General features: G+C 65.8%; 11 protein-coding genes and 1 pseudogene. 5 read left to right on the top strand and 7 right to left on the bottom strand.

The window, feature by feature from the left end; all coding sequences use genetic code 11:
- The first annotated feature begins 3 nt into the window (after positions 1 to 3).
- The 5 genes from cysT (at position 4) to HYG77_RS04095 (ending at position 5,708) form a co-directional block, all read left to right on the top strand.
- Complete coding sequence (gene cysT / locus HYG77_RS04115) at positions 4 to 888, top strand: sulfate ABC transporter permease subunit CysT (protein WP_208961902.1); 885 nt, start codon at positions 4 to 6, stop codon at positions 886 to 888.
- Positions 885 to 1,691 (top strand): sulfate ABC transporter permease subunit CysW, encoded by an 807-nt coding sequence (gene cysW, locus HYG77_RS04110; RefSeq protein ID WP_109328983.1) that lies wholly within the window; start codon positions 885 to 887, stop codon positions 1,689 to 1,691. Before cysT ends, cysW begins: the two co-directional genes overlap by 4 nt.
- Positions 1,688 to 2,701: a sulfate ABC transporter ATP-binding protein gene (locus tag HYG77_RS04105; RefSeq protein WP_109328985.1), complete on the top strand. Its 1,014-nt coding sequence runs from the start codon at positions 1,688 to 1,690 to the stop codon at positions 2,699 to 2,701. The genes cysW and HYG77_RS04105 overlap by 4 nt, the downstream gene beginning before the upstream one ends.
- Before the next feature lie 86 nt (positions 2,702 to 2,787).
- Positions 2,788 to 4,155, top strand: coding sequence for a sulfatase (locus HYG77_RS04100; protein WP_208963277.1), 1,368 nt, complete (start codon positions 2,788 to 2,790; stop codon positions 4,153 to 4,155).
- Positions 4,156 to 4,217: 62 nt separating this feature from the next.
- A complete protein-coding gene (locus HYG77_RS04095) occupies positions 4,218 to 5,708 on the top strand; it encodes a UDP-N-acetylmuramoyl-L-alanyl-D-glutamate--2,6-diaminopimelate ligase (RefSeq protein ID WP_208961901.1) in 1,491 nt (496 codons plus the stop codon).
- A 39-nt stretch (positions 5,709 to 5,747) separates the two neighbouring features.
- Here HYG77_RS04095 and cysC read toward each other — a convergent pair.
- From cysC to HYG77_RS04060, 7 genes and pseudogenes are all read right to left on the bottom strand, one after another.
- Positions 5,748 to 7,218 (bottom strand): annotated as a pseudogene (gene cysC, locus HYG77_RS04090) (adenylyl-sulfate kinase); the annotation flags it as partial.
- A gap of 131 nt (positions 7,219 to 7,349) precedes the next feature.
- Positions 7,350 to 8,240 (bottom strand): universal stress protein, encoded by an 891-nt coding sequence (locus HYG77_RS04085; RefSeq protein WP_109328991.1) that lies wholly within the window; start codon positions 8,238 to 8,240, stop codon positions 7,350 to 7,352.
- Positions 8,241 to 8,352: 112 nt separating this feature from the next.
- Positions 8,353 to 9,108 (bottom strand): sirohydrochlorin chelatase, encoded by a 756-nt coding sequence (locus HYG77_RS04080; RefSeq protein ID WP_208961900.1) that lies wholly within the window; start codon positions 9,106 to 9,108, stop codon positions 8,353 to 8,355.
- A gap of 5 nt (positions 9,109 to 9,113) precedes the next feature.
- Positions 9,114 to 10,430: a GTP-binding protein gene (locus HYG77_RS04075; protein ID WP_208961899.1), complete on the bottom strand. Its 1,317-nt coding sequence runs from the start codon at positions 10,428 to 10,430 to the stop codon at positions 9,114 to 9,116.
- A gap of 2 nt (positions 10,431 to 10,432) precedes the next feature.
- Positions 10,433 to 11,386 (bottom strand): sulfate adenylyltransferase subunit CysD, encoded by a 954-nt coding sequence (cysD, locus tag HYG77_RS04070; RefSeq protein WP_109328997.1) that lies wholly within the window; start codon positions 11,384 to 11,386, stop codon positions 10,433 to 10,435.
- On the bottom strand, positions 11,383 to 12,120 hold the full coding sequence (locus HYG77_RS04065) for a phosphoadenylyl-sulfate reductase (RefSeq protein WP_159921471.1): 738 nt from the start codon (positions 12,118 to 12,120) through the stop codon (positions 11,383 to 11,385). Before HYG77_RS04065 ends, cysD begins: the two co-directional genes overlap by 4 nt.
- Entirely contained in the window at positions 12,117 to 13,850 is a 1,734-nt protein-coding gene (locus tag HYG77_RS04060; protein ID WP_208961898.1) for a nitrite/sulfite reductase, read from the bottom strand. The genes HYG77_RS04065 and HYG77_RS04060 overlap by 4 nt, the downstream gene beginning before the upstream one ends.
- Positions 13,851 to 14,143: the final 293 nt, after the last annotated feature.

Here is a 14,143-nt window from a genome sequence, read left to right as displayed (position 1 = left end):
GACATGAGCGACGCACCAACGACGACGGCGGTCGGCACCGGCACCACGGTGCCGTCCCCGCCCGATCGCCGCACCCGTAAGAAACTCGTTCAGGTCACCGGCGCGGTCGGACCGTTGGGCATCGGTGTCGCGACCCTGTGGCTGAGCATCATCGTGGTGCTTCCCCTCGCCGCCCTGACCGTTGCGTCGTTCGGTGACGGCATCGGCGGCTTCGTCGACGCCATCACCAGTCCGGTCGCGTTGGCCTCCCTGCGGGTCACCATCATGGTGTCGGTCGTGGTGGCGGTGATCAACGTGGTGATGGGCACGCTGATCGCGTGGGTGCTCGTCCGCGACGAGTTTCCGGGCAAACGGATCGTCAATGCGCTGATCGATCTCCCGTTCGCACTCCCGACGATCGTGGCCAGCATTGTCCTGCTGGCCCTCTACGGGCCGGAAAGTCCCATTCACATCTACCTCAACGCGACGCAACCCGGACTGATCGTGGCACTCGCATTCGTGACGCTGCCCTTCGTGGTGCGTTCGGTGCAGCCGGTACTGATTGAGGTGGACCGGGAAGTGGAAGAAGCTGCGGCGTCGCTCGGTGCAGACAATGTGACGATCTTCCGGCGAGTCGTCCTCCCGACCCTCATGCCTGCGATCATCAGCGGTGCAGGGCTGGCGTTCGCCCGCGCGATCGGCGAATACGGGTCGGTGGTCCTCATCGGCGGAAACATTCCGCGTGAGACCCAGATGGCATCGCAGTACATTCAACAACAGATCGAGATCGATCGGCCTGCCGCTGCGGCGGCCGTGTCGGTGGCACTTCTGGCCATCGCGTTCGTGACGTTGTTCGTTCTGCGGCTTCTCGCGAGTCGTGGCCAGCGTCGTGAGGAGCAGGCGGAATGAAACTGTCGGGACCCACCCGCATCACTCTGCGCACCGTCGCGCTGCTCTACCTGTTCGGCCTTCTCGTCGTGCCGATCGCGGTCATTCTCTACCGAACGTTCGAGCGTGGCATCGGTGCGTTCATCGACTCCATCTCGACCCCGGCGGCAATCTCGGCGCTCAACCTGTCGATGCTGATCGTCGCCATCGTCGTGCCGATCAACGTGGTGTTCGGAATCGTGACCGCCCTCGCTCTCGTACGGGGACGATTCCCGGGTCGTGGTCTGGTGCAAGCCGTGGTGGATCTTCCGTTCGCCGTGTCCCCGATCGTCGTGGGTGTGTCGCTGATCCTGCTGTGGGGTACCAATGGCTGGTTCGGGGGAGTGGAATCGCTCGGGTTCAAGGTCATCTTCGGACTGCCGGGAATGGTGATTGCCACGTTGTTCGTGACGCTTCCGTTCGTGGTGCGCGAGGTGGAGCCCGTGCTGCACGAGATCGGGGAAGAACAGGAGCAGGCGGCCGCGACGCTCGGAGCAAACAAGTGGCAGACCTTCTGGTTGATCACCCTCCCTGCCATCCGGTGGGGTCTGACGTACGGGGTAATTCTCACCATCGCCCGCTCGTTGGGCGAGTTCGGCGCCGTCATCATGGTGTCGTCCGGGTTCCCCGGAGTCTCGCAGACCCTGACACTGCTGGTGCATTCGCGGTACATCGACGACCACAACACCTTCGGGGCATATTCGGCGGCCACCCTGCTGATGGGCATTGCCGTACTCAGCCTGCTTCTGATGACTCTGCTCGACCGTAAGAGGAGCACCACATGATTACCGTGACCGGCGCGCGCAAGAACTACGGATCGTTCGCTGCCCTCGACGACGTGACCATCGACATCCCCTCGGGTTCGCTCACTGCGCTCCTCGGTCCGAGTGGTTCCGGCAAGTCGACACTGCTGCGCTCCATCGCCGGCCTGGAGGCACTCGACTCCGGCACGGTGGTGATCGGCGGGAAAGATGTCACGAACGTCTCGCCGCAGAAACGTGACATCGGATTCGTGTTCCAGCACTATGCGGCGTTCAAGCACATGACGGTGCGCGACAACGTCGCATTCGGACTCAAGATTCGTAAGAGGCCGAAGCCGGAGATCGACAAGAAGGTCAACGAGCTCCTCGGAATCGTCGGGCTCGACGGGTTCCAGCACCGATACCCGGCTCAGCTGTCCGGCGGGCAGCGACAGCGCATGGCGCTCGCCCGGGCATTGGCTGTCGATCCACAGGTGCTGCTCCTCGACGAGCCGTTCGGTGCCCTCGACGCCAAGGTGCGGACCGACTTGCGCACCTGGCTGCGCCGGCTCCACGACGAGGTGCACGTGACCACCGTCCTCGTCACCCACGATCAGGAGGAGGCACTCGATGTCGCCGACCGGATCGCCGTGCTCAACAAGGGCCGCATCGAGCAGATCGGTGAACCGGCAGACCTCTACGATCGTCCGGCCAACGATTTCGTGATGTCGTTCCTCGGTTCGGTGGCCAAGCTCAACGGCCAGCTGGTCCGTCCTCACGACATCCGGCTCGGCCGCGACCCCGACATGGCACTTGCCCAGAAGGCGGGAACCGCGGAGTCGCTCGGGGTGACACGGGCCACTGTGGAACGGGTGGTGCATCTCGGGTTCGAGGTGCGGGTCGATCTGCGCAACGAGGCGACCGGCGAGCGTTTCTCGGCCCAGGTGACGCGGGGTGACAGCGCGGCGCTGCACCTGCAGGAGGGTGAAACTGTGTACGCGCGGGCCACCCGGGTACCGGAGCTTCCCGAGGCGGAAATCCCGGTGTCTCTATAACCCGGTGTCTCTATAACCCGGTGTCTCTCTAGCCCGGTGTCTCTGTAATCCCGAGCCGACGAGGGGCGATTGTGACAACTCCGGCAGTGCCGGCGACCCGTGACAACGTGCTGATCGTGCACTGGCACGATCTCGGCAGGCATCTGGGTTGTTACGGTGCGTCCGGTGTGCGAAGTCCGAACCTCGACCGGCTCGCCGCGGAGGGAGTGCGGCTGACCGACGCGCACGCGGTGGCACCCCTGTGCTCCCCGTCGCGGGGCGCATTGTTTTCGGGCCGGTACCCGCACAGCAACGGTCTCGTCGGACTCGCCCATCACGGATGGCAGTATCACGACGACGTGCAGACGTTGCCGTCTGTTCTGTCGAACGCCGGGTGGTACACGGCCCTGTTCGGCATGCAGCACGAGACGGCATACCCGAAGCGGCTCGGCTACCACGAGTACGACGTGACGAATTCGTACTGCGACTACGTCACCGATCGTGCGTCCGGGTGGTTGTCCCGATTCCCTCCACAGCCGTTCCTGTTGACGGCTGGATTCTTCGAGACGCACCGCCCGTACCCGGCGGACCGCTACCGGCCGGCCGACCCGGAGAGCTTCGCGGTGCCGTCGTACCTGCCGGACCGGCCGCAGGTGCGCGAAGACCTGGCCGGGTTTCACGGTTCGATCGAGGTGGCTGACGCGGCCGTTGGACGGCTGCTGCACACGCTGGAGGCCGAGGGACTCGACGACAGCACGTGGGTCGTGTTCTTCACCGACCACGGCGAAGCGTTCCCCCGGGCCAAGTCGAACCTGTATGCGCCGGGTACCGGGATCGCGACGATCATCCGCCCACCGCGCCGGTTGCGCGCGGCGCCCCGTGTCTACGACGGATTGTTCAGTGGTGTGGATCTGGTGCCCACTCTTCTCGACCTGCTCGGTGTGCCGGTGCCCGCGGAGGTGGAGGGCGTCTCCCACGCCGAACAATTACTGGGTGCGTCGAACGACCAGGCGCGCGAGGTGGTGTTCACCGAGAAAACCTTCCACGACACGTTCGACCCGATCCGCGCTGTGCGATCGAAGCAGTACAGCTACATCGAGAACTATGCGCCCCGGCCCGTTCTCGACCTTCCGCTCGACATCCAGAACAGCCTGTCCGGTGACGCGATGGGTACCGAGCACCTCGGGCCGCGTCCGAGCAGGGAGCTCTACGACCTCGCTGCCGATCCGGACGAACGCGTCAACGTCGCAGACACCGAATCCTTCGCCGGCATCCGGGCCGAGTTGTCGCTCGAGCTTCACGCGTGGCGACGGGACACCGGCGACGCCATTCCGAGCGATGAGGAGGGCACCGCCTACGCCCGAACCCCAATGGAGAAGTATCTCGCCAAACTGGACCGCACGCCCGATGTGCGGTCGGCGTACAGCGCGGAGCGCGGCATCCTCGACGAACCGCGGAACAACACCGACACCTGACCGGCCGGATCGAAGATCCGGTTCAGCCCTCGCACGCCCCGCGGCAGTGGTGCACTGAGAGCGTGAGCATCGACTGCCCGTCCCGTCCGCCCACACCTCTGCGCGAGGTGCTGCGCCGCCTCGGCGGGGCGGCAGTGCTCTTCGGGACCGGGGAGGAAGTCGTGACGGGTATCAGTCAGGACTCGCGTCTCGTCCGTCCGGGCGACCTCTATGCGGCGCTGCCCGGCCAGCGCTGGCACGGCGCCGCGTTCGCCGCCGAAGCCGTCTCGCGTGGTGCGGTCGCGATGCTGAGTGACCACCCGTCGGAACTCCTGCCGACCATCGTCGTGGACGATCCGCGGTGTGCTGTAGGGCCGCTCGCTTCCGCACTCTACGGAAATCCCTCCGGCGCACTCGATGTCTACGGCGTGACGGGAACGAACGGAAAGACCAGCACCGCATATCTACTCGAGGCCGGTTTGCGCGGCGCCGGAATTGCCGCCGGACGGATTACCGGCATCACGGTGCGGGGATGCTGCGGTTCGCGGGACGCTGTCCGGACCACTCCCGAGGCATCCGAACTCCAGCAGACTCTCGCCGCTTTCAAAGACCAGGGTGTCTCCGCGGTGGCGATGGAGGTGTCCAGCCACGGGCTCGCGCTGCATCGCGTCGACGGAACGTCGTTCGGTGTAGCCGTATTCACCAATCTGGCACGGGACCATCTCGATTTCCACAAAGATATGGATTCTTATTTTGCCGCGAAGGCGAGGTTGTTCAGCGCCGAGCGTTGTGCGACTGCGGCAATCGGCATAGACGACGAATTCGGTCGCCGCCTTGCCGCCACTGTGTCCGTGCCCCGGCTGACCTTTTCCTCGAGGTCTGTGGCGGCAGATATTTACGGCGACGACGTGCACGCCGACGAGGGCGGAACGTCGTTCAGGTTGCACGGCCCGTCGGGGACGACCACGATTCGACTGCGGCTCCTGGGCGCCCATCAGGTGGACAACGCACTTGCCGCTGTCACGGCCCTGACTGTGCGCGGGGTCGACCTCGACGGCGCGATCGCCGGAATCGAGGGCCTCGACACCGTGCCGGGTCGTCTCGAAGCGATCGATGCCGGACAGCCCTTCCTGGCCTTCGTCGACTACATGCACAACACGGGAGGTCAGCGGCGGTTGTTCCCGTATCTTCGCTCCCTGACCCGGGGCAAGGTCATCGTCGTCATCGGGGCGACCGGCAATCGTGATCCGGGTAAGCGTGCCCCGCTGGGGACGACGGCGGCCGAGCTCGCCGACATCGTCGTCGTCACAGACGAAAGCCCATTCTCGGAAGATGCCGAGGTGCTGCGGGACGACGTCGCAGGAGCGGCGCGGAGGGTGAAGACCGCTGAGGTACTCGTCGTCCCCGAACGCGGCGAGGCCATCGCGACCGCGGTCACGCTGGCCGCACCCGGTGACGTCGTCGTCGTAGCGGGTCGCGGTTCCGACGCCGTGCAGGATTTCGGCCGGGTCCGGCGACCTTTCGATGATCGCGTCGCCCTTTACGACGCCGTACTCCGGTCCGCGCGGGCGTGAGCAGACCCGGCCTCGGGCCTCCACGGCGCCGCGCCAGCGCTACCGAACCTCGTGTCGGGCCAGTACGGCAAGGATGCGTTGGACGAGTTCGTCGAGATCGGCGCCCGTGGTATCGAACGCGAGGTCCGGATCATCAGGCTCCTCATAAGGCGCGTCCACACCTGTGAGGCCGCGCAGCTCGCCGGCCCGCGCGCGAGCGTAGAGGCCCTTCGGGTCTCGTCGTTCGCATTCCTCTACCGGCGTGCTCACGTGAATCTCGAGGAACGGCAGTCCCGCCGCCCCGTTGAGGGCCCTCGCAATGGTGCGATCCGACCGAAGTGGAGACACCATCGAGGCGATGGCGACCACCCCGGCGTCGGCGAACAATCGGGTGAGGTGTCCGACTCGCCGAATATCTCGGCGCGGTCCCCCGGGCTGAACCCCAGATCGTCGGAGATTCCGTGCCGCACATTGTCGCCGTCGAGCAGATATGCCGTTCGCCCGCATCGACGAGCGTGCGTTCGAGTGCTACAGCGACCGTCGACTTCCCCGAGGCGGGAAGCCCGGTGAGCCAGATGGTGGCGCCGCGGCTGACCCGTCGCCGCCCATCGACGGCCACGGTCGAGAGAGGAAGGGTGCCAGGTGATATCGCGTCTCGTCTGCGCTCCCGGTACCACTTCCCGGGAGTCGAGGACAGTGCCGGCGCCGATCGTGTCGTTACTGCTCTCGTCGATGAGGATGAATGCGCCGCCATCCCGGTTTTTCGCATACGTGTCGGCGAGGACGACGGTACTGGTGCGCAGCGTTATCCGGCCGATGTCGTTGAGAGCGAGTTCGGCGGGGGAGTCGTGTTCGTCGAGAGTTTCCGGGTCCAGTCGAGTGTGCGACGCCTGCACCGTGGCGGAACGGTGCGGGAGGTGTGCTTCACGGCGATGCGATCGCCGGCACGCAAAGGGGTTTCACCGAGCCAGCACACGGCCGCATCGATCTCTCGCGCCGGCATCGGCGCCGAGGCATCGGCGTGGGCACTGATGATGAGATCGCCCCGTGCGATATCGATGCCGTCGGCAAGTTCCAACGACACCGAGAGGGGCGCGACGGCGACGGAGCGTTCGGGGTCGAGCGTATCGAGGGCCGTCACCGTGCTTCGCGTGCCCGCGGGCAACACCACAACTTCGTCGCCGACTGTGAGAGTGCCGGCCGACAGTCGACCGGTTTAGCGCCGTCGGCGGCCTTCAGTCGGGCGCGCAACCCACTGGACGGGCAAGCGCAGCTGAGCGGTGTTCGCCGAGGGGGCAGCGAGTTCCACGGATTCGAGATACTCGAGCAGAGTGGGACCTGCGTACCACGGAGTGGTGGTGGAGCGGTGCACGACGTTGTCGCCCAGTGTCGCCGACACAGGGATGACGGTGAGATGGGCCGCCCCCAGATGCCCGGCAAGTATGCGTAGATCGGACTCGACCTCCCGGAAACGTGCCTCGTCGAAACCCACCGGATCGATCTAGTTCACGACTGCCACCACGTGGGGCACTGCTTCTGTCAACCAAAAAGACGCAGTTCAGGAGCATTTTGGATTGCTGGATGCGACGCGGGATTCCGGCACAAGATTGGTTCTGTACTACGTCGATATTAATTAGCCTGATCGCAATTGCCTGCGTGCGCTCAGCCTTTACGGCAGACCAGCACCGGGCACCGTGCGTGGTGGATCAGGCTCTGACTGGTGGAGCCGATGAACGACGCGGTGAAGGGGCTGCGCCCGTGACTGCCGACGGCAATCAACTGCGCCCCGAACGAGTACTCGAGGAGCACTTTCATCGGCCCGCCCCGCTCGAGGCACCGCGTGACCTCCACCTCAGGGTACTGCTCGCACCATCCGGCAAGGCTCTCTGCGAGCCAGGCCTCCTCGTGCTGAACGAGGTCGGTCCAGTCCATGAATCGCCGCGCCTCCGAGTACCACGCCCCGAACGTGGAGTGCTCCGCCCAGGTGTGCACGGCGACCAGTGGGGCGCCGAAAAAGGACGCGAATTCGAAGGCGTGGGACACCGCCATGTCGCTCAGTTCACTGCCGTCCACACCCACCACGATCGGGCGATTGCCGCTGACCTCGTGGCCCTGGATCCCACGCCACACAACGACCGGGCATTCGGCGTGGTTCGACACCCGCACGACGTCGGAACCGGCATACACCGATTTCATTTCACTGGTGGCCGCAGGCCCGAGGACGATCATCCGCGCGGTACGGGACAGATCGATCAACACTCGTGCCGGGGGTCCGTCGACGATGCTCCGCTCGATCTCCATGTCAGCACGACCATCACGCAACGCGCGTTCCGCTGCCGCGAGGAGCGCCTCTGCCTCGGCGCGGAAGTCGTGCCGGGGCTCGCCCGCGGGCACCCGGCCGCGTGACTCGGGATGCTTGGGCAGCACGTGGACCAGGCGCAGCGGCTCCTCGAAGCGCTCCGCTGCGGAGGCGGCCCACTGCGCCGCCTCCACTGCGCCGTCCGATCCGTCGATGCCTGCCACGATTCCGTGCCGGATGATCTCAGTAGCCATGGTGGACTCCCTCGCCTCTGTTTCAGTTTGATCCAGAAAGACGGCGGTGCGCCAGAGGCGAATGAATGCGTCGCGAGGGGTTGATCCTGTTTTCGTGCCGGGCGGCGGGTGCTCAGGCGGACAAGACAGTGCACGTCCGCGACTCGGTGCGCATGTCCGCATACCGATCGAGCATGACGTCGAGCAGCCGAGAGTGCGGTCCGATGGTGGCGGAGTACGTGATGTCGCCTGCGCAGGACTCGGCTGCACGGCTCAGCCGGTCGGTGAGCAGTCCGGGGGCGAGGAACCACGGCGCGATCACGATGCGTGACGCACCTGACGCGTGAAGATGCGCAATCGCCTGCTGCACCGTCGGTTCGGTTGAAGTGGCGAAACAGGTGACAGCGCCGGACCATCGGGTGCCGGCGAGAAGTGCGTCGGCCAGCCTCCGGGTTCGGTCGTTCGCTGCCGGGTCCGAGGAGCCGACCGCCGCGAGGACCACCCCGAGACCGGACTCGCCGGTGGAGCCGCCGGCCTCGACGATCCGGTCACGGACGGCGTCGAGGAGCCGGGGATCATGCCCGAGTACGTCGGCTTGACGGACCTCGAGCCGGGGGTGCCGTCGCCGGGCGGCGTCGAGAAGTGCGGGTAGGTCGACCCGGGCGTGGAAGGCAGCGCCCAGTAACATCGGTACGACCACCGCCGAGTCATGGCCCTCCGCGGCCACCGCGTCGATCACCTGATCGACCGACGGCGCAGTGAGGTCGAGGAAGCACAGACGGACATCGAGGTCCGGACGTCTCTCGCGCAGCGCCGACACGGCAGCCGCCACCACCTGCGCACTGCGCGGGTCGCGACTGCCGTGTGCGACAGCGATCAGCGGCGTCACTGCACTCAGACGCGCTCGCCGAGCTCCACCGAGGCGATGGCGTCTCCGACGAGTCCTGCGGCGAGCGTGTTGCCGCCGGCCGGATCGATCAGCAGGAAGCTGCCGGTGTGGCGGTTCACCGTGTAGTCGTCCGCGACGATCGGTTCGGCGACACGCACCGAGATCTTCCCGATCTCGTTGAGCTCCAACGACTCCGGGTTGGGCTCGGAGGTGAGTTCCTGCTCGTTGAGACGCTCGACCAGGGTGCCGACGATGGCCTGGGTGGTGCGGGTGCCGTGCTTGAGGAGCAGCCGCGCCCCGGGACGCAGCGGCTTCTCGGCCAACCAGCACACGGTGGCATCGAAATCACCGAGCGGTTCCGGCGCATCTGCGGGCGAGGCGATGACGTCGCCACGCGAGACGTCGACGTCGTCGGCGAGAACCAGGGTGACGCTTCGGCCTGCGTGTGCGCTGTCGAGTTCACCGTCCGCGGTATCGATCCGGGTCACCGTGGTGCGCACACCGGACGGCAGGATCACCACTTCGTCCCCGGGCTCCACCGCACCTGCCGCGACCTGCCCGGCGTATCCGCGGTAATCCGGGAATTCGGGGGTGCGGGGTCGGATCACGTACTGGACCGGGAAGCGGAGGCCGACCCGGTGCGGTTCGGCGTCCACCGGCACGGACTCGAGGTGCTCGATCAGAGTGGGACCGTCGTAGTACGGCGTGTTGTCCGATCGGACCGCGACGTTGTCGCCGTGCAGTGCTGACACGGGGATCTCGAGGACGTCCTCGGACGCCCAGCCGAGTGAACTGGTGAGCGAGTTGAACTCCGCCGAAATTTCGGCGAACACACTGGCCGGATCCTCGACGAGGTCGATCTTGTTGACCGCCAGCACGAGCTTGGGAACCCCGAGCAGAGCCAGAACTGCAGCGTGCTTACGGGTCTGCGAGATCACACCCTTACGGGCGTCGACCAGCAGAATCACCAGCTGGGCGGTGGACGCGCCCGACACGGTGTTGCGGGTGTACTGGACGTGCCCCGGGGTGTCGGCCAGCACGAAGGACCGGCGCGGGGTGGCGAAGTACCGGTAGGCGACGTCGATGGTGATGCCCTGCTCGCGTTCGGCGCGCAGACCGTCCACCAGCAGCGACAGGTCGGGGGTGGACAGACCCTTGTCGACCGAGGCCCGAGTGACGGCATCGATCTGGTCGGCGAGTACCGACTTCGTGTCGTACAACAGTCGGCCTACGAGAGTGGACTTGCCGTCGTCCACACTGCCGGCGGTGGCGAGCCGAAGTAACTGGGTGCTTCGGGGGCTACCCACGTGGAGGTCGCTCATGATCAGAAGTAGCCCTCTCGCTTGCGGTCTTCCATGGCCGCTTCGGAAACTCGGTCGTCGCCGCGTGTCGCGCCGCGCTCGGTCAATCGGGATGCCGCGACCTCGGCGAGGATCGCCTCGTTGTCGGCGGCGTCGGAAAGGACTGCGCCGGTGGTCGATCCATCACCGACAGTGCGGTATCGCACCGACAAGGTCTGCAGTTCCTCGCCTTCGGTCGGACCGCCCCACACGCCCGGGGTCATCCACATGCCGTCGCGCTGGTACACCGCACGCTGGTGGGCGTAGTAGATGCTGGCGAGTTCGACGTTGTCGCGGGCGATGTAACGCCAGATGTCGAGTTCCGTGAAGTTGCTGAGCGGGAAGACGCGGACCTGCTCACCGGGGGAGTGTTTGCCGTTGTACAGGTTCCACAGTTCGGGGCGCTGCTTCTTCGGGTCCCACTGGCCGAACGCGTTGCGCAGGGAGAAGATGCGCTCCTTGGCCCGGGCGCGTTCTTCGTCGCGGCGAGCGCCACCGAAGACGGCGTCGAAACGGTTCTCGGCAATCGCGTCGAGCAACGGCACAGTCTGAAGGGGGTTGCGGATCCCGTCGGGACGTTCGGTGAGGCGACCGTCGGCCAGGTAGTCCTCGACCTTCGCGACGTGCAGGCGCAGGTTGTACTTCGAAACCACATGGTCGCGGAAGTCCAGCACCTCCTGCAGGTTGTGGCCGGTGTCGACGTGCAGCAGGGCGAAGGGCAGCGGTGCAGGCCAGAACGCCTTGATGGCCAGATGCAGCAGCACCGTCGAGTCCTTGCCACCCGAGAAGAGGATGACCGGGCGTTCGAACTCGCCGGCGACCTCACGGAAGATGTGGATCGCTTCCGACTCGAGTGCGTCGAGTGTGTCGAACTGAGTGCCGTTCAACTGCGGGCGAACGCCCGTGTCGGCAACGGAGGTGGAGAAATCGATGCTCATGAGGCGTGCAACCCGCATTCTGTCTTGGCCTGACCGGCCCAGCGGCCGCTGCGCGGATCGCTGCCGGGGGCTGGCTTGCTGGTGCACGGAGCGCACCCGATGGACGGATAACCTTCGTCGACAAGCGGATTCACGAGAATCGAGTGCTCGTCGATGTAGGCCTGCATGTCTTCGTCGGACCACGCGGCGATCGGGTTGATCTTCACCAGACCGAACGCCTCGTCGAACGAGATCAGCGGCGCGTTGGCCCGCGTGGGGGCCTCGACCCGCCGGATACCGGTGACCCAGGCCTTGTAACCGGCGAGAGTCTTCTTCAGCGGCGCGACCTTGCGCAGTGCGCAGCACCGGTTGGGCTCACGGGCGAACAGATCCTTGCCCTCCGCCGCGTCCTGCTCGGCCACGCTGGCCTCGGCGCGCGCGTTGATGATGTTGACCCCGTACACCTGCTCCACGGCGTCGCGGGTGCCGATGGTCTCCGCGAAGTGATAGCCGGTGTCGAGGAACAACACGTCCACGCCGGGATGAACCTGGGCGGCGAGATGAACCAGAACACCGTCCTGCATGTTCGACGCGACGATGTAGCTGTTCCGATACCCCGTCGCGTCGCTCGCACCGTCCCCGAACGTCTCTTCCGTCCACTGCAACAGTTCGTGCGCGGTGGCACCTTCGAGGTTCGCTGCTCCGCGCTCGGCAAGGAGCCGGAGATCGTCGTGTGTGGCTGTGGCGAGATTCACCGCAAGTCTCCTTCGTCAGCTCGAACGACCCATTCCGCGAAGCGCTCACCTTCGTTGCGATGCTTCACGAACTGGCGGACGACGCGATCGATGTAGTCACCGAGTTCGGTGCTGGTGACCTTGTGTTGCCGGAGCTTCCGGCCGAAAGCTGCATCGAAACCGAGGCTGCCACCGAGGTGGACCTGGAAGCCCTCCACCTGATTGCCTTCGCCGTCGTCGACGAGCATTCCCTTGAATCCGATGTCGGCGACCTGGGAACGGGCGCACGAGTTGGGGCAGCCGTTGATGTTGATCGTGATCGGCACATCGAGCTGCGCGTTGATGTCGGCCAGCCGCTGCTCGAGTTCGGGAACCAGTACCTGCGAGCGCTTGCGCGTCTCCGCGAACGACAGCTTGCAGAACTCGATGCCCGAGCAGGCCATCAGGTTCTTGCGCCAGTGCGACGGACGAGCGGGCAGACCCACCTCGTCCAGGTCGGCGATCAGCTGGTCGAGCTTGTCGTCGGCGACGTCGAGGATGATCAGCTTCTGGTAGGGCGTGAAGCGGATCTTGTCGCTGCCGGCGCGTTCGGCAGCGTCGGCGACCTTCGCGAGAATGGTGCCCGACACACGGCCGGCGATGGGCGCGACCCCGACGGCATTGAGGCCGTTGCGGGTCTTCTGCACGCCGACGTGATCGATGGGACGCAGCGGCTTCTCCGGCGCCGGGCCGTCGATCAGCTTGCGCTTCAGGTACTCGGTCTCGAGCACCTCACGGAACTTCTCGATACCCCAGTCCTTCACGAGGAACTTGAGGCGGGCCTTGGCGCGCAGCCGGCGGTAGCCGTAGTCACGGAAGATCGAGACAACGGCTTCCCAGACGTCGGCGACCTCGTCGAGCGGCACCCACACGCCCACGCGCTGCGCGAGCATGGGGTTGGTGGACAGTCCGCCGCCGACCCAGAGGTCGAGGCCGGGACCGTGCTCCGGATGGTTGACACCGATGAACGCGACATCGTTGATCTCGTGGACCACGTCCTGCTGACCCGAGATGGCGGTCTTGAACTTGCGCGGCAGGTTGGAGTACTCGGGCTTGCCGATGTAGCGGCGGACGATCTCGCCGATTGCGGGCGTGGGATCGAGGACCTCGGTCAGCGACTCACCGGCGAGAGGCGAACCCAGCACCACGCGCGGGCAGTCGCCGCACGCTTCAGTGGTCTTGAGGCCGACACCTTCGAGGCGCTTCCAGATTTCCGGCACGTTCTCGACCTCGATCCAGTGGTACTGGACGTTCTCGCGGTCCGAGAGGTCGGCGGTGTCGCGGGCGAACTCCGTGGAGATACCGGCGATGGTGCGGAGCTGTTCGACGTTGAGTGCGCCGGCGTCGCACCGCACCCGCATCATGAAGTACCGGGCCTCGAGCAGGTCGATGTTCTCGTCACCGGTGAAGGTGCCGTCGTAACCCTGCTCGCGCTGGGTGTAAAGACCCCACCAGCGCATGCGGCCACGTAGGTCGCTCTTGTCGATGCTGTCGAAACCTTGCTTCGAGTAGATGTTCTCGATGCGTGCCCGGACGTTGAGCGGGTTGTCGTCCTTCTTCGCCTGTTCGTTGGCGTTGAGCGGCTCGCGGTAGCCGAGGGCCCACTGTCCCTCGGCCCGTCGGCGGGTCGGCTTCGCCGTGCGGGTGCGAGTGGGCGCGGGAGCTGCGTCGGTGGCAGCGGGGAGGCGTCGGTGGTCGACGTCATGGAGCACTCCTGTGTCTCACGGTGCACCGGCTGAGGCCGAGGAGGAACGTTGTTCCTCGCTCGGGGCGTACGAATCCGGCCGGAAGTCGAGAAGAATGATGAACGGGCTGACAGGCTGGTTTACTGCGCGCAGCAGGGCAGACAACAACAGCTGCAGACACGCTTGAGATCGACGTGGCGACGTGCCACCAGTCGCACTCCGGGTCCGGTCATGCGGTCCATTGTGCCACGTCAGATCGCTGACTCCGAGCCGGGGACCGATTTCCACCATTTTTGCGGGAAATATCACGCTTGCGCGCA

It is taken from the genome of Rhodococcus sp. ZPP (assembly GCF_017656075.1).
In the GTDB taxonomy this organism is placed as follows: domain Bacteria; phylum Actinomycetota; class Actinomycetes; order Mycobacteriales; family Mycobacteriaceae; genus Rhodococcus_F; species Rhodococcus_F oxybenzonivorans.
The sequence above is the reverse complement of the archived record's forward strand: the minus strand, read 5'-3'. Positions and strand labels throughout refer to the sequence as shown.

Excerpts from the sequence above, each read along its gene's own strand:
- HYG77_RS04075 (WP_208961899.1), bottom strand. The coding sequence starts at position 10,430 with ATGAGCGACCTCCACGTGGGTAGCCCCCGAAGCACCCAGTTACTTCGG.
- HYG77_RS04105 (WP_109328985.1), top strand. The coding sequence starts at position 1,688 with ATGATTACCGTGACCGGCGCGCGCAAGAACTACGGATCGTTCGCTGCC.
- cysT (WP_208961902.1), top strand. The coding sequence starts at position 4 with ATGAGCGACGCACCAACGACGACGGCGGTCGGCACCGGCACCACGGTG.
- cysD (WP_109328997.1), bottom strand. The coding sequence starts at position 11,386 with ATGAGCATCGATTTCTCCACCTCCGTTGCCGACACGGGCGTTCGCCCG.
- cysW (WP_109328983.1), top strand. The coding sequence starts at position 885 with ATGAAACTGTCGGGACCCACCCGCATCACTCTGCGCACCGTCGCGCTG.
- HYG77_RS04085 (WP_109328991.1), bottom strand. The coding sequence starts at position 8,240 with ATGGCTACTGAGATCATCCGGCACGGAATCGTGGCAGGCATCGACGGA.